We start from the raw sequence: 23,982 nt of genomic DNA on the forward strand, positions 1-23,982 counted from the left end.
CTTGCAATAGTTTAAAATGATGAAGAATCAGCCTTTCAGGCTGTTTACGTTTTAGACCTTCCCCTCCCGACCTGCCACAGTACGGAGGGGTTTTTCGTTACAGGCCCGGGCACGGGGGCCTGGGCAAGATCCGATTCATGATGAATGATTTTGGTTACCGATCGATATTAGCTTTCTTTCTTATCCCGATTTGTTAGCTGGCAGGGGCGTCTTCTTCGTCACGACAGCCTTCTCCGCTGATTATCACCGTGTTGCCACGATGGGTATAGGTTGCATTGCGCACAGTGCATAATACAAACAGCACCTGATCCAACGTTTCCGTTCCTTCAAATGTGGCGCGTATCCTGCAATTGCGCAGCTCGTTGTTGGCGAATTCTATTTTTACCTGGTATTGTTCTGAGATCTGTTGGGCAATGTCGCCGAAAGGAACGGAATTGAAATCCATACCTTTTTTCAGCCACGCCACACTTTCTTCTGCTTTCACCGGGCGGGTTTCCGCTACGGATGCCACGTTTTCATACACGATCTGCTGATCCTGCCCGAGGATGCCCAGCAGCCTGTTGCTTTCCTGTTCTTCAATTTTCACCTTCCCGCGGCTAACGGTTACAGTTACATGCTCCTGCCCGGGATAGGCTTTGATGGAAAAGGCCGTACCCAATACCGTGGTCAGCAATTTGCCGGACCGTATACGGAAGGGCTTACCGGGCTGCTCCCGCACGTCGAAGTACCCTTCGCCCGTGAGTGTCACTACCCGCTCGCCGTCACTGAACACTGAGGGATATAAGAGGGTGCTGCCCTCCCGAAGTACCACGGTACTACTGTCAGGCAGCAGGATGAAACGTTTGGTGTCGGGCTGTGCAGGCACTTCTGCCAGAACAGGCCCGGAAATGGCAGTGGTGGCTGAAGGGCGGCTCATCCACATAAATGTGCCGATACCGGCAAGGGGTATAATCACCGCCGCGGCCTTCCACCAGTTGCTCCAGCCATTATTGCGGAACAACTTTTCCTTCCTGCGCTGCATTTCCTTAAAATCCTGCATGAGCGAAGCCGTAAGCTCCTCGTCTGCCTCCCATTTCATATCAGCGGCATCTGGATGACGAAAGTTTTCGTACCACGCTTCCAGCGCTTCCAGCTCTTCCGGCGTACATGTGCCAGCCTGATATTTTTCCAATAATTGCCTGATGTCGGTCACGCTCATAAAAGTGATTTGATGCGTCGGTTACCGTATAGGACAAACAATAAAACATCTGCCGTTATCCGCTTTAAAAAAATATTTTTCCCGGGTTTCACTTTGTAATTAGCGCTTATTTTTACTTACATTTAACTTGCGCTAAACCCTCCGCTTCTATTCCACACACATCGCAACATAGCGACACTCTTCTCCTGGACCGTTGGAAACACGGCGACCAGTCAGCGTTTGAGACGTTGTACGAGAGGTATGCAGTGATGTTATTAAAGAAAGCGTATGAGAAAACCGGCGACCGTGAAATGGCCCGGGAATTTGTACAGGAAGTATTCCTGGAACTGCTGGAAAGAAAAGACCGGCTCGAAATTCACACCTCTTTCAAGGCATATATCTTCACCGCTTTACGCAACCGGGTACTAAACTACATCCACCGCCAGTCTATCCATCACAAATACGAGATATTCCAGGAAACGCGCCCAGCCGCACAGGGTAACGATGTGGAATCCTACCTGTCTCATAAAGAACTGGCGCACCAGTTGTCGGATGCTATTCAGCAACTGCCGGATAAATGCCGCCAGGTGTTCCTCCTCAGCCGTTCGGAAGAACTCAGTAACAAAGAGATTGCCGAGCGCTCTGGTATTTCCGTTAACACGGTAGAGCAGCATATGCGCAAAGCCTTACGTATGCTCCGCAGTGGCCTGCAACGCACTATCTTGCTGGCCGGGGCGTGGCTTTTTCCGTGGTAAGCCCTTCATTTTCCTTTAATGCAAGCAGGTATATCAATACAGCCGTACCATCCATGGTAGGCTCATTGGTACTATAATCCCCGTAATCGTCGTGGTACACCACCAGGCTGCTTTGAAACGCAGCGTACTCATCTTCCTCCGCCAGCTTTATTCCAATCAGATTACCGTAAATGGTGCCATACACCGGCCCGTCTACCAGCCCGCCGTCTATCGGATATTTACAAATATGCGTAAAGGCGGAGTGCGGGTCTACAGGGGTATCTCCTGCTGCAGGAAGCCCATACACCATGCTCGTACCCCAGGGGTTACAGCCGAAGAGCCAGTCTACATTAGCCTGCGCCAGTTCTGCATACTGCCTGCTTGCTGTGAGCTGGCCATACCAGTAACATTGTATCGCAAAAGCTGTGGTGAGGTTATTACTGCACCAGATGAACGGCACCCCGCGATAGAACGCATTCTTTTCCGCTTTACGCTTCACCTTTTCAATACCATCGGCAAGATATTGCGTCAACTCCTTACGGGCATCTCCAGAGGTGCGTTTGGCCAGTTCGAAATGACCGGGGTTCACGAAAGGATACCATTGATAGTGATTAGCAGTGTCTTTACCCAACCATGGCGTAACCGGTTCCATAGCGGCATACTTCCTCCCATCCCTGAAAAATTTCATATCGCGGGAAACTCCGAATAGCTCTGCCGCGGCAAGCTCCATATCATCGGTCCAGTTGTCTTCTGCATAAATGTAGGGAGACATGACAGATGCAGTTTGCTGCACACCGGGCTTTTCCACACCCAGCTTGTAAGCGGAATAGGCTTTCCGCAGCAGGGAATCTGCATAAGCAGCATCCGTTTTCCGGAGAAGGGTATGCCCCAGTGCAAAGGCACTCGCGAACTTACCGGCGGTAGATGCCACACCGGTACTGCGGTTCATCTTTTTATATTTCACACCCTGCACCTGCGGCTCACCGGAGCAGAAGTACACCGGCCGCTCAAAGCCCCGCCCGTAAAAAGAATCAAGTTTAGGAAGACGCATTCCCCGATGATCACGGTCGTCTGCTATCTGGTTAAACAACCAGTCCGACTGCGGATGCATGCGCATAAGCCAGTCCAGCCCCCAACGGGCCTCGTCAATAACGTCCGGGGTATTGTTAGCTCCTGAAAGCCCGGATGCGGCATGCTGGTCGCCAAATACACCGGGAAAGTCGCGGTATGCGGCCAGCAGGTGATATACGGTATTTGCGGAAGTGGTGGAATACTGGAGATAATCACTGGCATCATGCCAGCCGCCGATGGCGTTTATACGCGTACTGTCGGGCATGGGCCCGTAAAGGGTATAACCATCGAAGGTATGGCAGGAATCTTTGAGGAAAGGATTGAAGCCGCAGCGCTGCTGGCGGAGGTAACGGAGGCAGAAGTCGGCCGCACCTTTATACACATCAGTACCTATGCGAAAGGCGGGAGACTTTGCGGAAGAAGTTTTGATGTAGTAAGTACCCGGCGTCCGAAAGGAAGAGAAATCAAGGCGGTACGATTCCCCGAAAGGGCCATATGCCCCGAATGACTTGCCCGCTTTGCCGGTATAAACGGTTTTACCATTTGAAGCATCTATCAGCCTGAATTCCTTTACCGTTACTCCACCGGGACCACCCCATACCGCCACCTTAATACCGGCAGGCAGGTAACCGATCTGGTTGATACGTACTACAGCGGGTACGGTATGCAAAGAAAAAGCGGACGACGCATGGATGTTTCCGCTGCGCGATCCGCCAGATATTAAAATAAGTGGAATACTGATTAGAAAAAGGGTAATACGCTTCATGGCAGCCGGCTGTGTTTATCTAAATATAGACAATCATACCGGTATAAGCCGTTACGCCGTAGGGCGGAGCACACGGCTCGAAACGAGGTACCCGCGGTCGGGACTGTAAATAAAGAGACAGGTTCCGTTACGGATGCTGCCGATGATCTTCTTATGCATGTTCACCGGAACGGCAGGGCAACCAAGGCTTCTGCCAATATACCCCTGGGCTCGGCCCAGTTTATCATTTACATAATCTGCTGCATGCATCACGATACCGCGCTCCATGGCTTTATCATTAATGCCCAGCTCGGTACCTTCCAGCCGGAGGGAGTAGCCATGCGCACCCTGGTAGGTATCGCCGGTTACATAGAAACCAAGACTGCTCTTAAAGCTCTCGGGCCTGTTGGAAAACGATGTCGCCATTGTTTTACCGGAGTTCCGGCCATGAGATACCAGTGTGTTATACAGTACTTTCCCTTCCTCCAGGTCAAGCACAAATAAGCGCTTTTGGGTAGAAGGCAAACTGAAATCGATAATGGAAATAATATTGTCTTTCCGGATCTTCCCTTCCTGTACGAGTTTGTTATAACCCGTCATTGCCCGGTCAAATGCTTCGCGCGAAAGCCCTGCTTCGGCAAGCCCCATATTGGCATACATCATGCTCCCGGCAGACGCTGCTGCGCTTACCGGTTTCACTACCCCCGTGTGCTTTTTTCCTATGGAAGATACCTTTAGGCTAAATAGAGAAGTAAGGAGTACAAAAGGAAGTATGTATGCTTTTTTGCTTAAACGTTTTTTCATCCACCTCATTTTAAGTCTCACAAATGTTTGTTCAAAAATGGTTTTTCAAAATCGGCTAGTTACAAAAATACTAAATTTTCACCATTCGTATTGTTGTTAATATCACTGAATTGTCGGAAAGTAGTCAAAAAATAAGTATTGAAAATCAATTCTTTGTAAATGTCAGAAATTCCGCACTGGAAACGTTATCATCCGTCAGCCGGATCTCCCTGCCCGTTACGGAAATCACCTTCCAGTTGTCGGAAAGCTCCCCCAGTGGCTTATTTGCGTCAGTCTTAGGCCCGAAATCTATGTTAAAACGGGTATTGTTGTTCATGGACCAGGTGCCCGTTTTACTGGCTCCGCTTTTCAGGGCAGTTGCCTGCCCATCTGCACCAAAACTGAAGGTATAACCTGAAAAATCCCCCGTTTCATCTGATCCCCGCTCCGAAAAGGTGCTTACCCTCCAGGTTCCGGAAGTAATACCCGCAGGGGAATTATCGTCGTTACGATCTGATGAACAGGCTGTTAGCAGTGCAAATGCCATTGGTAATAAGGTGGAAATGATACGCATAATTCAGGTGTTTTCGATTGGGTACGTATTTTCCGGCTCCCGGGTTGCTGAATTCACCGGTTCATCGGTTATTAAATGTAAGCAGTTACGAAAAATAAGTAGTTTACCGGGTACACGGCATTTGTCAATCGCTTTATTTTGCTTGCATAATAATGCGTAATCCCATGCTTACTTTTCAAACCCCAGTCCCCGATATCCGGGACATCGCGCAAATGCTGGAACAACTGTTGAAAAAACAGGCTTACAAAGAACGGTTCGCCATCAAAAGGGGGCAAACCATCATCTCCGTGCCTGTCCAGGACATTGCTTACTTCTTCTCCCGCGACAAGATCAGTTATATCAAAACGCACGATGGCAAAGAATATTATTTGTCCATGTCGCTCGGGGAGATCGAAAAATGTGTTTCTCCTGATTACTTCTTCCGCGCCACCCGCCAGCTTATTGTGAGCTACCCGGCCATTATCCGCATCAATGTATGGTGGAACGGCAAGCTTAAGCTGGACCTCCGGCCCGAACATCCGGCCACTGAAATCATCATCAGCCGTGAAAAAGTGGCTGGCTTTAAAGCCTGGCTGGGAGAGTAGTAAAATACAAAGAGGGGATGACGCTAGCCGGCGCCATCCCCTCTTTCCTTAACCGGAGTTATTTACCGGATAATATCTCCATAGCTTTCTCCAGTACCACATCCCGCTTTACCAATATATCGTTCGCGGAAGGCAGCACGGTAACATCTGCCGGCACGCCACCCGTAACGTTTGCCGTACCCGCTTCCATGTAATACCCAAGGAGCGGCACCGCCATGGTTAGTTTCGTATTAGGCAATGTCACGATTGCGAAGCCTCCGCTGGTATTACCTTTTCGGCCGGCACCTCCTTCTTCCCCGATGGTTTTAATACCAAGGCCCCGGGCTGCTGCTGCAAACTCCCCGCTCACGGAAAAGCTGCGCCCGTTCTGCAGAATACACACTTTACCATGAAACCCGTTTTGGGCGGAAGGCTGCTGCATACCCAATCCTTCTTTGGCAGTAAATAAATACTCATCTCCCTGCTTCACCACATATTGTTTCAAAAATTCCAGTTCCGGAGGGAAGGTGGCATGCGCAGCAAAAGAATAAGGCCCCACACCTGCAACGGTCAGTTTCTGATAATAGGAGAAAGGCCGGCTGGCGAGGTACGACAGCAGCTGAAGCCCCAGTTTATCTGTCCCTCCTTCATTATCCCGTAAATCAATGATAAGGCGTTCGGCTCCCTTACTCCGGATCTCTGCAAACGCCGCAGGCAGGAAGCCCGGCATTCCATGAAAACCACTGATGCGGAGAAGGGCAGTTTTGGGTGCCGGCCAAGCTAATTTGAAAGCAGGAGTATCCGGTGCAGGGTTCCTATAAAGCTGGTCTGCATTTATAGCCGGGATGGTAACTGTCACCCGCTTACCCATCACTTCTTTATACTGAATTTCAAATGCCGACTTAGGCCCGAAAAAAGTAGCATAGTATCCCGGGAAGAATTGATCCAGCTCCCGGAGCTTTGCACTGTTGCTGCTGCCATCAGCTAGAATATTGGCCGATAGTTTTGTGATTATTTCTTCCATACTGCGCCCGTTCACCCGGAGTACTTCGGCACCGGCTTCTATGCTTCCGGCAATAACGAAAGCTCTCCCTTCTCTGAAATAAAGGCGTAGCGGGAAAAGGCCGGTCTGGTAAAAGGCATACCAGTCATCTGGCCGGCCCTGGCGGTGGAGCTTCGTATGCCCATCCTGCACTTTAGCCAGCAAGGGATACAGATACCGGAAAAACTCCAGTTCAGTCATCTCTTTCCGGATACCGGCACCGGCTTTATCGAGCGCAGCATCCATGGCAGTGCGGGGGGTATAGCGGTACAGGCCTGCGTGGGCTTCCACAAGAGCGCTGCGGAAAATCTGAAAATCTTCCTGCAGTTGCCCGGGGCTATATACAGGCGCCGGAACCGGCTTTTTGAGGCTGTCGATAAGTAGCGGGGTTGCTTTTACCACGGTGGCCGCCAGCATACAGGCGGCAATGATCCAATTTCTGCGCATTTTCTTTTTTTATACAAAACTAGCTGCCATGGCGCGTTCTGTCGACCGTGCCCATGGGCTCATACCTCTAATTGCAGGGATTGTTGCCATGCCGATGGGGTAGTACCGGTCATTTTCCGGAAAGCGGCATTAAAAGTGGCTTTGCTCTGGAAACCGCATTCCATGGCAATGCCCAGGATGCTGAGGTGTTGTTTATCCGGATCGGCCAGCATACGCTTCACTTCCTCTACCCGGTAGCCGTTCACGAATTCAAAATAAGTACCGCCCGATTGTTCGTTGATAACCTGTGAAAGATGATGTTTCTGAACACCCAGCATTTCGGCCAGCGAGGCATGTGTAAGTTCCGGATCGAGGTAAGGGCGCTGATCATGCATGAGGAGGCATAACTTTCCATAAAGGGCTGCCGGAGCAGTAAGCCCTGATTTCCTGTATTTCTTTTCCTCCGTTTGCTCTTCTTCGGTAAACAGCTCCGGCACCGTCTGGCACTTCCAGGCCAGCCAGTATACGAGTGCAACTATAGCGGCGTAATTGTAATGATAGAAGTGCGTGATGCCGGGAATATTCCACTTACGGCCAAAGAACCCCAGTGCAGAGATCCCCAGGATAAGGAGCAAAGCCCCCAGGAAGCGGCGCAACCATTGCATGCGTAGTGTCTGTACAGGATGCGGGCTTGCAGGCAGACTGCGTTCCCACTGTTTTAACCTGACAACCGAGGCCAGCAGGTAAAAGGTGATCAGGCAGAGGTTAGCCTGATTCACCCATCCGAAATCCTGCCGGGAAAGTCCGTCGAAGTCCTGCAGCAGCCTCCGCTTTACTTCTGCGGTTTGCAGGAACCATGGAGCCAGTATCACAGATGCCGTAAAGAAAGGAACAGCGTGCAAAGCATCGGTCCATCGGAAACGGGGACCGTCACCCGTCATTTTCCGGGTAAAAAGATATACGAGTGGGCCTACCAGTGTCAGGTTCAGCCATGATACCCGGCTGAGGTGGGGGAAGGTGAGAAAGAAATCGCGGTTATCGAATGCGTTCAGCAGCGCCTGGAATGATACCAGTACCATCAGTGCCAGCAGCAGCATGGAAGGGGCAGCCTGGCGGCGGCGGGATAGCAGGAGCGCTGCAAACACTGCGGTATTGATGAGGCCTGCTACCACGAAATACCGGAAGAGCAGGGCGGGTTGGATGGATTGCATAGCAGGGGTTTTGCTATAAAATGATCAATTGAATTCGTCCTAAAGACGCGCATGGATGCGGGAAGTTGCATACTTCCGCACGAAACTTTCGCGCGGAAGATGCGCACCGCTTTTAAATATCCAAAATTCGTTTCATCTTTGCATCATCAAATAAATAACCGCAGTCATGCAACTCAGTTTTCAACATACAGGCATTCAACATCCGGCACGCTTTTCAGCGGCGGAGGGCCTTTATGCGGAGCAGGTTATGCATGGATAATACGATAAAAAGAATCCAATATAACTGAGGCCCCGCAAGCAATTGCGGGGCCTTTTTAATTTTCACGGCTAATGCTATACATAAGAATTAGACATACACAATGGACAAATGGGGATGATTCTTCATCCGCACGACAAACGTAGCTTGTCACCTTTAAACGGTGACAGGTTTTCCGGCCCGGTCGTGCAGCATGCGCGGCCGGGCCTTTTTTATGGTGCCTGTAGTTCAGTGGCAGAACGTCCGGTTGTGGTCCGGATAGCGAGGGTTCGATTCCCCCTGGCACCCAAATGGAGGCCTGCACTTAGGGGTGTATTGTCGTATAGTGGTATTACGCCCGGCAGAGGGCCGGGAAACGCAGGTTCGATTCCTGCCGGCGTTCATTTTTGTTGACCCTTTTTATATAGCGCCATGGTATAACGGTAGTATCCCGGTCTTTCATCACCGGACGTGGAGGGTTCGAGTCCCCCTGGCGGCACTAATCATGGACCTCCTATATCAGGTCCACCATTGTTTGATGCCCCGTTACACCAGCAGTTCAGCGGCAGAACGTCCGGTTTGGGTCCGGAAGGCGAGGGTTCGATTCCCCCTGGTGTTCGCTTTTCTTAGCCTATACCTGTGAATGGTTAGTTTCATCCTGTTAACCCAACCCCGGAAGCCCGGGCCGTCTCACTTGCTTGAGATGGCCCTTTTTCATGCTCTTAATAAGGCACAACTACCCCTTCCCAACCCATTATATGACAACATTCAGTGGCATTCCGGGCCATAAAGAAGGTTAAAGTATGTATAACTAAGGGCTAAGGAGTATATAAGTTATCCATTAGCTAAGTATACCTTTCCTGTACCTAAACTATAGCTATCCTATACTGGGACTGGCTTTCAGGTGGTTTTATATACATTATACCTTCTTTAAGTATACTTTAAACCTACTTTAAGGATACTTTATGCCCCTTTTAACCACCGGGTTAATATGGTTGAAGCGGGAGCCTGAAGAGAATGAAATAAAAAGGCCGCCCCATGTAAATGGAGCGGCGTCTTTACTTTCCTTACTAAAGGAATTATTCCACGTTTATAGTTATGGACTGATTATCGTTGGCCAGCGTCAACGTTTTTACAACGCATTTCACGACAGGATTGGCCACACCCTGCGGATCGAAGCGCGATACCGGCTGTACTGCTACCCAGCTTCCCGCATCCAGTTTTCTTTCTGCCCCGTTTACCTTCGCAACATCTTTCCCAAATCCATGCAATACGAGTTGTATATGCCGGAAGTGAGAAGCCGTGCCGCTGACGGGCTTCTCCAATGTAAGATTCCCATCAGCAGGCCGGTAATCGATCACGCGCCGGTAGCTCGCGCCTTTTTCATAAGCATATGTTTCACCATCATCTTCATAATATTCAAACCTGTTGTTGCGGTTGCCTTTATAAACATGCAGGAACAGCGTGTCCGAAGGTTTTTCCGCCGTGGTTTGCACCAGCGACTGCATGGGGATAATACTGCTCTCCCGGATATATACCGGAAGGGTATGCATCCCCAGCGTCAGCATTTTCTCCTGTCCGCCGGTGGCAACAGTATCGTTGTAGAGATTATACCAGGTGCCGGGCGGCAGATATACGGGGGCGTAAGGCTGCTTACTGTCGAAAGGGGCCACCATAATACCATCGCCCAGGAGAAACTGGTTCTGGAACCGGGGATCGTATACGAGCGGGTCGTGCGTCCAGCCTATGGCGAGGGTTCGCATCAGCGGCATACCTGTTACGGAGGCTTCATGAAAACCGGAATAGAGGTAAGGCAGCAGGCGGTAGCGCAGGTTGATGTAGTTCCGCGCAATCTCCAGCACTTCTTCCCCGAAAGCCCATGGCTCCGCAGATTTGGTGTTGATGCCGGTATGACTGCGGCAGTACGGTAAAAACGCCCCCAGCTGAATCCAGCGGGCATAAAGTGCAGGAGAGCCATTACCCGTAAACCCGCCGATGTCCATACCCGAAAAAGCCACACCGCTGAGGCCAAGACTGTTCATAAGCCGTACACCCAGCAGCATATGATCATCTTCCGCACGGTTATCACCGGTCCAGATGGCGGTATAACGCTGCAGGCCGGCGTATCCTGCGCGGGTAAGGAGGAAGGGCCGCCTGCCCTGCATGGATGCGCGGGCGCCCTCATAACTGGCCTGCACCATGGCAAGTCCGTATACATTATGCGCCTGGCGGTGCGTGGCCGACCTTCCTTCAAAATCGAACAGCACATTGTCGGGCATATTCTGCCCCCAGGTAGCAATCTCATTCATATCGTTCCACAATCCATCCACACCGGCTGCCGTAAAACTCTTCACCTGCTCTTTCCACCAGTTGCGGCCTTTCGGACCCGTGAAGTCAGGAAAGTGGCACCAGCCTGGCCATACCTGGCCGGTGTAATATTGTCCGTCGGAATATTTGATGAAAATATCTTCCTTCTTACCGCTTTCATAAGCATGGTATCCTGCTTCGGTTTTAATACCGGGGTCAACGATCACGGTAGTACGGAAGCCCATTTTACGCAGCCGGGCATTCATACCTGCAGGATCGGGGAAGCGTAGCTTATTCCAGGTAAATAATTTGTACGCGTCCATGTAGTGGATATCGAGCGTAATACCATCTGCAGGTATCTGCTTTTCCCGCATGGTTTGTGCGATCCGCATTACTTCCGCCTCCGGGTAGTAGCTATAACGGTTTTGCTGATAACCCAGGCTCCATAACGGCGGCATGTGCATACGCCCCGTTAGCCAGGTATATGCAGTGATGATGCCCGATACTTCGGGGTGGTGGATGAAGTAATAATTCATTTCACCGCTGTTGGCAGAAAAAGAAGCGAAGCGGTTGTTGCTGGCGCCGAAGTTGAAATTCGTGCGGTAGCTGTTATCGAAAAACAGGCCGTAGCTTTTGCCGTGATGGATGCCGATGTAAAAAGGAATGGTGGCGTAGATGGGGTCCTGGTTAACGGTGTACCCGAATGCATCGGTGTTCCAGTTGGTGTAGGAGCTGCCCCGCCTGTCGAGGTTACCGGTTTTTTCTCCAAGCCCTATAAACCGTTCCCCATCCTGCATGGTTTTATAGGCAGTTACCTCTTCCCCTATCCATGAGGTGCCAAGGCCCGGTTCATCTGCCTGTAATACTTCACCGCTTTTTGTGAGGAAGGTGATGGAAAAAGGCTGCTTACCGATGCGCGTTACGAGCGAATCGGTTTCCAGCTTAATCTCATCAGCATTCTGGGTAATGACGGGCGCAAAGTTTTTAGGAGTGGCTACCACTGCGTAGGAAAAATCTTTCTCCAATGCCTGCCTGTTCATCCGTACACGAACCACGTTATGCGACCATGCCGTTACTTCCGCACTGGCATTAGCTGCCTTGATGCGGATGGTTTGACCCGTGATCTTCACATCGGTCACATTCCCTGGGGTTACCACCTGCTGCGCCGCTGCAGTAACGGCTGTCAGGAGGCAAAAGCAAATCATTCTGCCGGTCATATCGTGCTTGTTTTTGTGCAAAAAGAATCCAGCAGAGGGCGGCATTACCGCCCCCTGCCTGGATATTTTCCTGTTCAGTCTTTACTTGGTATATCCCGGATTCTGTTTCAGATTGGGGTTAACAGCCAGATCATTTACAGGTATGGGAAACAGGAGATTTTTAGGATCATCGCTTGGCTTGAGCTGCCACGGCTCCAGGAACTTACCGAACCGGATGAGATCCTGCCGGCGCCATCCTTCCCAATACAATTCACGGCCGCGTTCATCCAGCAGGTTAGCCAGTGTAAGGGTAACGAATGGTGTAGCTCCACGTTTTACACGCAGCTGGTTAACAATGGCCAGGCCGGCACCGCTGCCGGTACGCAGCAGGGCTTCCGCTTTCATGAGCATTACATCGCCCAGCCTGAAAAACACCCAGTCGTTACTTCCGTTGTTGCTGTTATGACCACCGTCGGTCACCATATCCGGCGGATATTTTACCACACGGATGCCTTTGATCTCCAGGTCGGTTCCGGCTTCGGAAAGCTTCAGATCGCGGGTAAAGGCGAGGTTGTTGCCTTTACGGTCTTTCAGCGCATTCCCGTTCTTGTCAAACTGCTGGCCGATCAGGAAGCCAACACGGGTGCCGCTTACATCCGTCACACCAGCATATGCAACACCACGGCGGGTGTCGGTAGCTTCAAACTTATCGTAGAAATCAGATGTGGTGGCGAAACCATTCCAGCCACTGGGCAGTTGATGGTAGTGCAAGGTGGGCGCCCAATGGCAAAAGGCAGCATTACCCGCGCGGATGGTACTCAGGCCGGGACCATTCTGCTGCGTGAAAATATTTTCGGTACCAATTACATCGTTATTATACGCCAGGTTATCAAAGTAATTATTTGCCAGGCTGTACCTGCCGGAACCAATGATCTGATCGGCCAGGGTTATCACCTGCTGCATGTCTGCAGCATCAAACGTGGGAGCCGCCCGGTTCAGGAAAGCGCCTTTGTTGAGATAACATTTCATGAGCAGCGTACGGCCTGCGTCTTTATTGGCCGTCCATGCCTTTACCGCGCCTGCACGCTCAGGCAGGTCGGGAATGATGGCATTCAGCTCGGCGATAATGAAAGCGATCGCATCTGATGCACTCAGCACTTTAGGAGGAAGCAGCAGGTTTTCATTAGGCTCCCGGTAAGGTACCTGCCCCCATCCGTCGAGTGTTGAAAACATACAGAGTGCGCGGATAAAGCGTGCCTCGGCAGCCTGCTGTTTGGATGGCTGGAAGTTCAGTACGTTGGTAGCCGAAAACTGCAGCAGCAGCAGGTTGGTAAACGTAGCCTGGATCATGGAATGCTCAGGCGTCCAGGTATGGAGCTTCAGGGAACGCCATACACCATTATCGTCCCAGTCGCCACCGCGTGTGGGTGCAACCGCCTCGTCTGACGGCATTTCCTGCAGGGCCCAGAAGTTAGACTGGTCCTGGTAGGGCAGCTGCATATCGTTATAAGCATTAATCAGCAGCGAGTTTACTTTGATCACTTTTTCAGCCTGAGACCGTTCCAGTGTGGAACCCAGTTTTTCATCGAGCTTGGTACAGCCACCAAGTGCAAGGGCCGACAGGGCGAGGATGGATACTTTTTTATGTAAATGCATGATAATCTGTTTTAAGGAACTGAATTAGAAGGAAACACCAATACTCATCATAATGCTCCGGGCAGTAGGGTACGGGATGTACTCGATACCGAAGGAGTTTACACCATTCACATTTTTATCCGTATTCACCTCAGGGTCGAAGCCGGTGTATTTGGTGATCACGAAAAGGTTTTGTCCTGTGAGGGAAAGACTCAGGTTCCTGAAGTTCTTACCCACATCCCCGAAGGAATAGCTGATGGTAGCATTCGTCAGTTTCAGGAAGTTGCCGCTTTCGAGATAGCGGGTAGAAGTAGCGATGGGGTTGGAAGTGCTTTCGTTATTACCCATCAGCTCTTTGGCAATGTTGCGCGAAGAAAGGTTGTTGACAGTGAGTACGGTGTTGGCGGTGTTGTTATAGATCTTATGACCAAATGCTCCATTAAAGTTCACCCCGAAATACCATTTCTTAATGCTGAGATCGGTAGTGATGCCAAGGAGGGTACGTGGGTTGGGATCGCCGCTGTAAAACATTTTTGTATCACCGCCTTCATATTCGCTGATACCGTCTTTATTCAGCCCGTTCCATTTCCGGATGTAAAACACGTTAAGCGGATAGCCATTGGCAAAGCGCTGCACGGTAGCTCCGGAAACACCCTGACCACTGATGGCACCTGTCAGCACATCCGGACCTTCATAATTCTGCAGTTCGTTTTTCATGAATGCTGCATTCACACCCAGGTTCCATAACACATCTTTACCGCGCACGATTTCTCCGCGCAATGCCAGCTCCACACCTTTGTTAAGGATCTCACCGGGCATATTACGCCATACATTGGCTGCAGGGCCGGGGCCGGTGGCGATGAAGTTGAACAACAGATCAGAAGTCTTTTTATGGAAGTAATCCACGCTGCCGGAAACACGGCCGCTGAGAATGGAGAAGTCTACACCGGCATTCAGCTGAGCGGATTTTTCCCATTTAAGATCAGGGTTAGCTGCGTTGATCTGGCGCGAGCCTCCACCACCTGTGAGCATAAACTGCTCCTGTGCAGCCCCTGCAGGGAATTCCTGGTTACCCGTGATACCCCAGCCCGCGCGGATGGCCAGCTGCTGTATAAACGAATTGCCTTTCAGGAAATCTTCTTCAGAAAGGTTCCACTTGGCGGCGAAAGAAGGGAAGTAGCCATAACGGTTGTTCTCCCCGAATTTATTAGAGCCGTCTGCACGAATAGTTGCTGTCAGCAGGTATTTATCGTGCAGGTTAGCGGTAACGCGGCCAAAAATGGATTGCAGTTCAGATTTAGGCTGTACGTTGGCAGAAATGAAAGTATTGCTCTGCAAGGGATCCTGCAGAATGCTTGTGTAAGGCAGCGCATCGGTACTGAAACCTCTTGCGCCAATATCGGTGGTCTTGTACTGGAAATCCTGGTATTCGTACCCTACCACTGCTCCCAGGTGGAAGGCCTCCGTAATCTGCTTATTGTAGTTGAGGGTATGGGAAAACAGTTTGGTGATCAGTTCCGCATTGCCATAATAAGCCTGTCCGAGGTCTTTCACACCATTAATATTGATCCACGATTGAATCTGTGTACGGCGGATACCTGTTTGGCGGTTGATCGAGAACAGGAAGCGGTACTCCAGGTCGTCGGTGATTTTGAAATAGGGGGAGATGTTACCGAGGAGGTAATTAACATCAGCTTTATCATCCCAGGCTTCAGACATGCCCAGCGGGTTAACGGCGCCATTATTTCCGAGGATGGTGAGCCTGCCATCGGGCTGGCGAAGGTTGAGGGTGGGGTTCCACTGGAGGGCCTGGCCGATGAGGGAGCCGGTAAAGCCGGCGTTATTTGAGATGGGGGCCATGGTTTCCACGGTTTGCGCTGCCATAAGGGCGAAATCGAGACCGAGGCGGCGGCTCTCCAGGAACTTGAACTGTCCGGTAAGGTTACCCGTGTATTTCTTCAGCCCGGATTTCAGGACGATCCCGTCCTGGTTCATGAGACCGAATGCTGCGCGGTAACGTGCATTTTCCGAGCCACCGCTGATACCCACATTAAAGTTATGGGTGATGCCGGTGCGGAGGATGGAATTGAGGCCGTTAGCGGAGCCGCCTTCGTCGCCACTGGGGAAATTATAGTTTTTGATGGTTTGCCTGAACTCATCAGGCCCCAGTACTTTGAGTTTTTTCATGGCAGAGCTGGCGCCGATGGAATAATTGACATCCAACTTTGCGGGACCTTCCTGCCCTTTTTTGGTGGTGATGATGATAACACCGTTGGAGCCACGGGAGCCATATATGGCAGTGGCGGAAGCGTCTTTCAGCACATCCATGGAGGCAATATCGAAGGAGTTTACGAAGTTGAGGGGGTTGGCGCTGGGTGTTTGACCGATGCCGTTGGCATTGATCTCGGGGCGCGCCACCCTGCCGTCGAGCGGTACCCCGTCTATCACATACAGGGGTTGGTTGCCCGACCTAACGGACGATACCCCGCGGATGCGGACGGTGGCTGCGGCACCGGGGGCACCGCTGTTATTAACGATCATGAGGCCTGCTACCTTGCCCTGAATGAGCTGGTCGGGGGCAGCCACAATACCTTTATTGAAGTCTTTGGCTTTCAGGGAGGTAACTGCGCCGGTGAGGTCTTTCTTCCGGGTGGTGCCATAACCTACCACTACCACGTCTGTAAGGGTGGAGCTTTCCAGTTTAAGGGCAACGGTAACCTCTGATGAGTTTGTGATATCTACTTCCCGGGGGGCGTAGCCGATGAAAGAAACAATAAGGGTTTTGGATTGAGCGGGTACATTCAGCTTAAAAGCGCCTGTAGGGTCCGAAACCGTACCGATGTTAGTGCCTTTGGCCTGAACGCTGGCGCCGGGGATACCCTCGCCTTTTTCATCGGTAATCTTGCCGGAAACTGGTTTTGTCTGGGCTAATGCTACCTGGGATAGAAACAGGAGCGGACAAATCAGTAGCGCGCTGAGTAGTCGCATTTTGATCATAACGTAGTGTTTAAGAATTACTGAGATGGTTTTTTCGCAGAAAGGACGAAACGTGAAATCCAATTTTGGTTGAACGATTCAAAGTAAGGGGGTTCGCAAATCGTGGCAAACTATTATCATCCCGATATAGATATTATTGCCGGATTATAGGGTTTTCTGAAATTTAAATGGCTGATTTACAAATAGATGATAATGAATATAAATATTCTTAATATAAATGGTTTCAGATCTTAATTTCCATGATCCGGTCTTCAAACTCCTCATTGGGGACGATGGATTTGTTCCGGATACGGGTTTTATAGGCGTAAATGGTGTTCACTGAATATTCGAGGATACGGGCGATTTTTTCGTTTTCGGAAATACCGATCCGGATGAGGGCATAGATGCGGAGGTCGGTATTCAGGAGTTCGTTTTCCTTTAACCGGATCTGGTCATCTTCCCGGAAAAAGGAGTTGAATTCGGAAACGAAGTTGGGGAAGATGCGGAGGAAGATGCGGTCGAAGTTGTGGAAGAGCTCTTCTCTTTCCTGTTTGATATTGATATTATTGACGATATACCGGATATCCCCATGCTTATGGTCGGCCAGCTTCGTTTCGACCTGGTGCTTCAGCTTCTCAATTTTTTCGATGTAGGCGGAGGCGATGTGGAAGCAATAGCCGATGTATTCTTCCTTGATCCGGTTGGATTCGAGGAGTTTATCGTTTATTTCCTGCTGGCGGCGGTGGGCAACGGTAATAATTTCCTTGGCGGCCTTCAGGCGGCTGATTTGTTTGAAGATGATGAAGGCGAGCAGGATGAGGGCGAGTACGAGGAAGGTGGCGATGGCGGAGTAAACCACCAGGCGGTTTTTCTCATTCTCAATGGCGTTATACCTTTCCCCTTCGATCATGGGGAGGATGGCGCTTACCTGTACCTTGCGCTGGCGGGCACCATAAAAAGTGGCGTCCTGCACAGCCCGTTCTATATATCGGGAAGCGTTTTTGATATCACCCGTCTGGAACAACAGTGAAGCCAGGTTAAAGGCGGCCGTGGTTTCTTTAATAGAACCACGGGTATCTGCCATGGCCGACTGGGCAAACATGACTACGGCTGAGTCATATTGTTTTCTGCTAACATATATGGAACCCACATTTGCCTTGATCATAGCCTGCTGGTGCCAGGATAGGTTGGGCAGGGCCATGGTACGGCGTAAATAGTGGAGGGCAGAGTCTGGCCGGTTTTCCTTGAAATACTTATATCCCAGGCAGGAAAGGCGCTCGAAATGGTTTTCGGGGTAGCATGCCGCTGCGGAATCCGTATAAAGTCCGGCGAGGCGGAGGTATTTCGGGGAGTAATACCAGTCATTCACATAATCGGCAAGGTCATAATAATATCGGCGGATGAGTACGTAGTATTCCGCGCGTAAGGAATCGGAGAGGCCGGCAGCACTGATTGAGTCGAGTACAGTTGCCGTTTCACGGAACATGCCGGATGAAAGGAGGATAAAACCCAGTTTTATATCAGCATAAGCGGAACGCTGCGGGTCGTTCATACCCGCAGCAATTTTCTTCAGCTGAAGGGCATAGGAAAAAGCGGTATCGTAATTAAAAGACTTGTATTCGTTATAGAGCCGGATGCATATTTCGAACTGATTTACGGCATCGGGAGCGGCCGCAAGTTGCTGCTTGAGCGACTGCAGAAGGGCATATTTCTGATTATCGAAATCATGGGACAGTCGGATGGTTTCGTCCAGTTGCCTAAGAATATTCTCTTTGCCGGATTGGGCCGTGGCAGCGGCGTACCGGAAAATTAAAATGCTGAACAGGATCCACTTCATAATGTTGTGCTGGCTACTATAAAGATATCAGAAATAGGGTAGTTCAGAAAAAAATTGAAAATAGATTTTGCAGAAATAAAATTTTGTCTATTTTTGCAATCCCAATCGAGGGAAACACTCCTCCTTAGCTCAGTTGGTTAGAGCATCTGACTGTTAATCAGAGGGTCGTTGGTTCAAGTCCAACAGGGGGAGCATAAAGGAAAGCAGTTATAACAATCGTTGTAACTGCTTTTTTCATTATACCCTTTTGGCAGCATATCCGGATCAGATAAAATAACTTACATAACCGCGCCGGTTGACCTCCACATGATCCGCATGGTTGTAATTACATTTCGAAAGTACACACACCTCGTTATTCCAAAAAAGCAAAGGGGCCAAAAGTTCCGATTTGGGTTGTTTTGGGTCATTTGTTCCGTTTTGAAAAAGGTGCTGAGTGCATGAAAAGTGCTTGTTGAGTGCATGAAAAGCGCATGATGAGTGCTTGTTAAGTGCTTGTTGAGTGCTTCTCCAGCCGTCAAAAACCCTTTCTAACTACCTTGTCCTTAACTTGTCCTTAGCTTCATACTAACTTGTAACTGCATTAATACGGTTTCTATGAAAAATCCCCCGGATATATTACCATGGCCCTCCATTTCCGAATGGATGACTACCGGCAGGCAGGCTTTTCAATGAAGTATTTTAAACCTACCTTTATCGATCAATAACCGGTAACGATGAAAGTCTATTTTGATCATCAGATTTTTTCGCTTCAACGCTACGGAGGAATTTCAAGATACTTTGCCAACATTTACAATTCCCTGCAGGATAATGGTCATACCGGCTGTAAGCTCACGGTGCTTTACAGCAGAAATCAGTATATACAGAATGTAAAGTTTCCGTTACCCGCCTTTCTTGGCGAAAGGTTATTAAGAAAACAGCGCAAGCTGGAGAAGTGGAACAGAAAATACTCCGGCTACCTGATTGGTAAGAATGATTTTGATGTACTCCACCCTACTTATTACCATCCTTACTTTTTAACGGAGCTGAAAAAGCCCTTCGTTATTACGGTCCATGACATGATCCATGAGCTGTTCCCGGAATACTTTTCCCCTCATGAACAATACGTGCCCTTTAAGCGGGCAACAATCACGAAAGCCGATCACATTATAGCCATCTCCGAATCCACTAAGAACGATCTTCAGAAAGTCTTTAACATTCCTGATCATAAGATTTCGGTGATCCATCATGGATACCAGTCAACCGCTCCGGCATTAATGTCTGAAACAGACCATGCATACAAGCCTCCTTTCAAAGACTACCTTCTGTTTGTGGGCGACCGATCCGGTTATAAAAACTTTAACCGGTTTGTTCTGGCAGTTCAGCCATTAATGAACCGTTACGATATCCGGCTCATTTGTACCGGAGGCGGGGAGTTCGGTCCGGCAGAAAGAGAAATACTGATCAGAGCAGGTATTGAAGATAAGGTTATGCAGATTTCCGCTACAGATGCGCAATTGAATACCCTGTATCAGCAGGCTATGGCATTTGTTTATCCATCACTTTATGAAGGGTTCGGATTACCCATCCTTGAAGCATTCAATAACCAATGCCCCGTTATCACAAGTAACACCAGCTGTTTTAAAGAAGTGGCCGGTAATGCCGCCGCATATTTCGATCCCTACCAGCCCGAAGATATGACCCGCGTTATAGACGCGGTTATCAACAGCAAAGAAACTTCCGGTCTTCTGAAAGCCGAAGGCACACGGCAACTTACACGTTTTCCCATGGACCTGTGCATGCAGCGTACGCTGGATGTTTACCGGCACCTCGTGTAAAACGCCCCATTGGTCATCGCAAACATGTTATACATCAAATGGTTTTTATGCCCTGTGCATACTGCCGTTGTTTTGCCGCATAAACAACAAAATTTGATTTGACATGACAAGACAAAAAAACTTCCGGGTATGGATGACCGCCCTGTTTCTCATGACCTGCCAGATAGTTATGGCACAATCCGGTCCCGATCTCCGATTTGGTGTAAAAGCCGGCGGACAATTCAGCAAAGCTTCTGCCCCACAGGATATGTCGTCTAAATTTTCCGGTGGCTGGCATGCTGGTGGCATGGCGCGTCTGGAACTGGGACGGCTTTACTTCCAGGGCGAAACCCTGCTGGAACGGCAGACCATGACCTTCAAAAGCGGTAAGGTGGAAGATATCAGGTATAAATCTTATGCGGTTGGTATCCCCGTAACAGCAGGTTACAAAGTCTGGAAAACGGACGCTGCAAGCCTGCGTATCTTTGCAGGAGGTGTTTACCGCTACAGCTTCAAAGGAAATCAGGCAGTGCTCTCCGGTGTTCAATCCGGCCTGAAGAAATTCGATAAATCCAATATTGGCGCTACGGCAGGCATCGGGGCAGACTTTAACCGGCTTACCCTCGACCTCCGGTATGAGCAGGGGCTTTCCAAATACAGCAGCGACTTTAAAGCCCTTCCGCAGACCCTTTCCCTCAGCGTGGGCTTCTTTCTTTTTTAATACCGCTTCTGGTCCATAATTTTGACAACCGCAATGCCTTCAATTGCGGTTGTCTGTCGTTCATCACTATTCCATCATCACACCATGATATCGCCGAAATTTCAAAAGTGGCTCTTCCTTTTATCCTTCTGGATGCTGCTGGCCATCACCGTCTGGCTCCAGATCAAACAAGACCTGCCGCTGTGGCCCTCTATCGCCATTACCGTACTTACCATTGCAGGGTCTATCGTTTGTGCCCATATCCTGAGCGATCTTATGCTCGCCCATGCTCTCCGCCAGCGGAACCTGAAGCGCTTCTACAGCTATGCTTTCTTTATGCTACTGCTCCTGACCGTTTACCTCGGCTTCCTCAACACCCTTTACCTGCTGAAATACCGGCCCGATATGATTAATGGAGATACAAACTTCCTGTCTGTTTTCTGGGTCCGGTTTTACATCTCCATTCCCTCCTCCCTGCTCATCAATGGCACCCTCTGCGGCATGCGCTTTTACCAGGAGCACGTTCGTATCGAAAAGAAGCACGCCCAGCTCCAGCAGGCACACCTGGAAGGACAGGTGAGGTTCCTCCAGAGCCAGATCAACCCGCATGTGATGTTCAACGTGCTGAACCATATTTTTATCCTGATGAAGAAAGATGTGGAAATCGCATCCTTCCTTCTCCTGAAATTCTCCGATGTGCTGCGATACCAGTTATACGAATGCAACCGCAACCAGGTGAAGCTTTCCAGGGAGATCCAGTACCTGCAGGACCTCGTGGCGGTAGAGCAACTCCGCTGGGGGAATGAGCTGGACGTTTCCTGTAACTGGGATATAGAAGATAACGAGTCGCCTATTGCCCCACTGCTGCTGGTTCCGTTCGTGGAAAATGCCTTTAAGCACGTTTCCCGGCTGGAAGGGCATAAGGGTTATATCAAAATCCATTGCAGTGCACAAGGCGGATTTCTCCGGTTTTATATAGAAAACCCCTACACCATGCTCAGCGGCAAAAGACAGATGAATGCACATGGTATTGGCCTGCAAAATGTTCAGAACCGCCTTCAGCTGCAATATCCTAATGCCCACGAGCTTATAATAGACCCGTCGGACCATGTTTTTAAGGTAACTTTGGTGCTGGATCTGGGGAAAATCATCATTTAACAAATTGTGCCCTGATGGAAAAGATGAAGTGTTTAGTAATTGACGACGAACCCCTGGCCCGCGACCAGATACAGGAATTTGCCCGCCAGCTCGAGTTCATGGAAGTAGCAGGCACTTATGCCTCAGCCCTGGCTGCCACTTCCCGTATTACTCAGGGCGGCATCGATCTGCTTTTCCTCGATATTAATATGCCCTATTTATCAGGCCTCGACTTCCTTGAATCCCTCGAATCTCCACCACTCTGCATCTTTATAACCGCCCATTCAGAATATGCGCTGGAAGGCTTCCGCCTCCAAATCGTAGACTACCTGCTTAAACCTATTGCATTCCCGCGGTTCTACCAGGCTGCCAGTAAAGCCTACCAGCAATTCCAGCTGCTGGAGAAAAACAAAAACAACCTCCCTGCGGAAGATGCCATCTTATATGTAAAACTTAATGACCAGTTCGTAAAAATATCGTGGCCCGATATCCTTTTCGTGGAAGGCATGCAGAACTATACCAAGCTGCATTTTAAAGATAAGGTACTCACCATACATCAAACGCTTGTGGCGCTGGAAGAATCGTTACCAGCGCAACAGTTCTTCCGCATCCATAAATCCTACCTCGTTAATATTTCCCACATCGACATGATCTCCGGAGGCCGCGTGTTTGTAGGTAAGCATGAGCTGCCAATTTCCCGCGCAAAGAAGGAAGATCTCCTGAACCAGGTGGTATATAAAAAACTCATCAGCCGCTAACCATTGTATTCTTATATTAAAAAATCCTGTATCCCCAGGGTTTTAAGCCCGGCAATACAGGAAGTGTATGAACGATCAGGATATGGATGATCAGGGCATATTTAACTTAAGGGATATGGCGCCATAAAAGGTGGTGGTGAACCGGGGATCAACCTTATTCATCCCGCTAAATATCCCTTTCAGAGAGCGTTCACTTTCCTTGAACGACCTTGCCAGTGTGGTGCCCGCAGTAAGCCCTACCGTCCAGGATTTATTCAGTCTCACTTCAGGGCGCAATCCGGCAGTGATCTGCTGATAACCCAGCAGGATGGATTTTCCGTCTTTTTCCTTCTCCACCGTCATACCACTGAGCCCCAATACTGCTTTCAGTCCCAGGTTTGGATTAAACTGGTATCCGATGTCTGCGCCTTCGGGCAGGTTTACGTTTACTTTGAACTTCGTTCCGGTGGTCCAGCTGAAGTATAAACCCGGCATTACCATGGGCACGCCGAAAGCATTGGACACTACCGGACCGAGGCCAGCTGCGAGGCGGGGGTTAAATTGCTTCACAAAAATAACACCGCCCTGGAGGAGCACATCATTCCTGTCTATCTGTGTCATATCTGTGTATACACCCACACCGGCCATGGTATATAACGACCAGTTTTTCTTCATAGGAATAATATGCTTCAGGCCCACCTGGGCATTGAGCATTTCAGTGGGAAAGAGGGGCTTCTCGTAATCGCGGTTGGTCATTTTGGCGTAGGCACCATCCAGCACCACAAACCATCGGGCAGCCTCATCTGCTTCCCGCTTGCGGAAAGAGAAGGGTATCATCACCGTCAGTTTCATGCGTTTAAAATCGCTCGTACTGCCGGTTTTGAGACTGTCTTCGGGGCGAACGTAATTAGAGAAGGGAACGTATTCGGCAGTGAGTTCCGCCGCTACTTTATTCTGTGCATTGGTGATATGGGTTACCAGCATCAGGGCGCCAACGCAGCAACAGGTTTTAAATTTCATCAGACTTAGTATTTAAACGCAAAGGGAGCCTATTGCGATGGCGCCGGGAAATCCTTTTGACCATCTGTCGGTTTGGACGGATT

The 23,982-nt window shown here is 49.8% G+C and carries 17 protein-coding genes and 5 tRNA genes; 11 read left to right on the forward strand and 11 right to left on the reverse strand.

Going from position 1 to position 23,982, the window contains the following annotated elements; genetic code table 11:
- Window positions 1–193: 193 nt before the first annotated feature.
- Complete coding sequence (locus DEV76_RS04155) at window positions 194–1,198, reverse strand: FecR family protein (protein WP_109695457.1); 1,005 nt, start codon at window positions 1,196–1,198, stop codon at window positions 194–196.
- 185 nt (window positions 1,199–1,383) lie between these two features.
- Here DEV76_RS04155 and DEV76_RS04160 point away from each other — a divergent pair, with 185 nt between their 5' ends.
- On the forward strand, window positions 1,384–1,932 hold the full coding sequence (locus DEV76_RS04160; protein ID WP_262509826.1) for an RNA polymerase sigma-70 factor: 549 nt from the start codon (window positions 1,384–1,386) through the stop codon (window positions 1,930–1,932).
- Here DEV76_RS04160 and DEV76_RS04165 read toward each other — a convergent pair.
- The 3 genes from DEV76_RS04165 to DEV76_RS04175 all read right to left on the reverse strand — a co-directional run bounded on the left by DEV76_RS04165 (window position 1,895) and on the right by DEV76_RS04175 (window position 5,084).
- Complete coding sequence (locus DEV76_RS04165) at window positions 1,895–3,748, reverse strand: glycoside hydrolase family 9 protein (protein ID WP_109695460.1); 1,854 nt, start codon at window positions 3,746–3,748, stop codon at window positions 1,895–1,897. The genes DEV76_RS04160 and DEV76_RS04165 overlap by 38 nt on opposite strands.
- Window positions 3,749–3,799: 51 nt before the next feature.
- A complete protein-coding gene (locus DEV76_RS04170; RefSeq protein WP_109695462.1) occupies window positions 3,800–4,531 on the reverse strand; it encodes a murein L,D-transpeptidase catalytic domain family protein in 732 nt (243 codons plus the stop codon).
- Between the two features lie 145 nt (window positions 4,532–4,676).
- Complete coding sequence (locus DEV76_RS04175) at window positions 4,677–5,084, reverse strand: hypothetical protein (RefSeq protein ID WP_157962708.1); 408 nt, start codon at window positions 5,082–5,084, stop codon at window positions 4,677–4,679.
- A gap of 164 nt (window positions 5,085–5,248) precedes the next feature.
- On the opposite strand from DEV76_RS04175, the gene DEV76_RS04180 reads away from it, so the two are divergent.
- Complete coding sequence (locus tag DEV76_RS04180; RefSeq protein WP_157962709.1) at window positions 5,249–5,668, forward strand: LytR/AlgR family response regulator transcription factor; 420 nt, start codon at window positions 5,249–5,251, stop codon at window positions 5,666–5,668.
- Window positions 5,669–5,726: 58 nt separating this feature from the next.
- On the opposite strand, the gene DEV76_RS04185 is transcribed toward DEV76_RS04180, so the two are convergent.
- Complete coding sequence (locus tag DEV76_RS04185; RefSeq protein WP_109695468.1) at window positions 5,727–7,136, reverse strand: S41 family peptidase; 1,410 nt, start codon at window positions 7,134–7,136, stop codon at window positions 5,727–5,729.
- Window positions 7,137–7,195: 59 nt separating this feature from the next.
- Entirely contained in the window at window positions 7,196–8,326 is a 1,131-nt protein-coding gene (locus tag DEV76_RS04190; protein ID WP_109695470.1) for a helix-turn-helix domain-containing protein, read from the reverse strand.
- Between the two features lie 472 nt (window positions 8,327–8,798).
- Here DEV76_RS04190 and DEV76_RS04195 point away from each other — a divergent pair.
- The 4 genes from DEV76_RS04195 (at window position 8,799) to DEV76_RS04205 (ending at window position 9,179) form a co-directional block, all read left to right on the forward strand.
- Window positions 8,799–8,870 (forward strand) — tRNA-His (locus tag DEV76_RS04195).
- A gap of 20 nt (window positions 8,871–8,890) precedes the next feature.
- Window positions 8,891–8,965 (forward strand) — tRNA-Leu (locus DEV76_RS25850).
- Window positions 8,966–8,989: 24 nt separating this feature from the next.
- A tRNA-Glu gene (locus DEV76_RS04200) sits at window positions 8,990–9,060 on the forward strand.
- A gap of 49 nt (window positions 9,061–9,109) precedes the next feature.
- Window positions 9,110–9,179, forward strand: a tRNA-Pro gene (locus DEV76_RS04205).
- A 461-nt stretch (window positions 9,180–9,640) separates the two neighbouring features.
- On the opposite strand, the gene DEV76_RS04210 is transcribed toward DEV76_RS04205, so the two are convergent.
- From DEV76_RS04210 to DEV76_RS04225, 4 genes are all read right to left on the reverse strand, one after another.
- A complete protein-coding gene (locus DEV76_RS04210) occupies window positions 9,641–12,085 on the reverse strand; it encodes a glycoside hydrolase family 31 protein (protein ID WP_232826873.1) in 2,445 nt (814 codons plus the stop codon).
- Window positions 12,086–12,166: 81 nt separating this feature from the next.
- Entirely contained in the window at window positions 12,167–13,720 is a 1,554-nt protein-coding gene (locus DEV76_RS04215; protein WP_109695472.1) for a RagB/SusD family nutrient uptake outer membrane protein, read from the reverse strand.
- Window positions 13,721–13,744: 24 nt separating this feature from the next.
- Window positions 13,745–16,696, reverse strand: a complete 2,952-nt coding sequence (locus tag DEV76_RS04220; RefSeq protein ID WP_109696631.1) for a SusC/RagA family TonB-linked outer membrane protein — start codon at window positions 16,694–16,696, stop codon at window positions 13,745–13,747.
- A 223-nt stretch (window positions 16,697–16,919) separates the two neighbouring features.
- Window positions 16,920–18,512, reverse strand: coding sequence for a DUF6377 domain-containing protein (locus DEV76_RS04225; protein ID WP_232826874.1), 1,593 nt, complete (start codon window positions 18,510–18,512; stop codon window positions 16,920–16,922).
- Window positions 18,513–18,630: 118 nt separating this feature from the next.
- Between DEV76_RS04225 and DEV76_RS04230 the strand changes: the two genes are divergently transcribed.
- The 5 genes from DEV76_RS04230 to DEV76_RS04250 all read left to right on the forward strand — a co-directional run bounded on the left by DEV76_RS04230 (window position 18,631) and on the right by DEV76_RS04250 (window position 22,900).
- Window positions 18,631–18,704 (forward strand) — tRNA-Asn (locus tag DEV76_RS04230).
- 521 nt (window positions 18,705–19,225) lie between these two features.
- Window positions 19,226–20,326 carry a glycosyltransferase family 4 protein gene (locus DEV76_RS04235; protein ID WP_109695476.1) on the forward strand — a complete coding sequence of 367 codons (1,101 nt, stop codon included), beginning with the start codon at window positions 19,226–19,228 and terminating at the stop codon, window positions 20,324–20,326.
- A gap of 103 nt (window positions 20,327–20,429) precedes the next feature.
- Window positions 20,430–21,026, forward strand: a complete 597-nt coding sequence (locus DEV76_RS04240; RefSeq protein ID WP_109695478.1) for a porin family protein — start codon at window positions 20,430–20,432, stop codon at window positions 21,024–21,026.
- An 84-nt stretch (window positions 21,027–21,110) separates the two neighbouring features.
- Window positions 21,111–22,163, forward strand: a complete 1,053-nt coding sequence (locus DEV76_RS04245; RefSeq protein ID WP_109695479.1) for a sensor histidine kinase — start codon at window positions 21,111–21,113, stop codon at window positions 22,161–22,163.
- Between the two features lie 14 nt (window positions 22,164–22,177).
- Window positions 22,178–22,900 (forward strand): LytR/AlgR family response regulator transcription factor, encoded by a 723-nt coding sequence (locus DEV76_RS04250; RefSeq protein ID WP_197737165.1) that lies wholly within the window; start codon window positions 22,178–22,180, stop codon window positions 22,898–22,900.
- A 90-nt stretch (window positions 22,901–22,990) separates the two neighbouring features.
- Here DEV76_RS04250 and DEV76_RS04255 read toward each other — a convergent pair whose 3' ends face one another.
- A complete protein-coding gene (locus DEV76_RS04255) occupies window positions 22,991–23,899 on the reverse strand; it encodes a DUF6268 family outer membrane beta-barrel protein (RefSeq protein ID WP_109695481.1) in 909 nt (302 codons plus the stop codon).
- Window positions 23,900–23,982: the final 83 nt, after the last annotated feature.

It is taken from the genome of Chitinophaga deserti, from assembly GCF_003149455.1.
GTDB lineage: Bacteria > Bacteroidota > Bacteroidia > Chitinophagales > Chitinophagaceae > Chitinophaga > Chitinophaga deserti.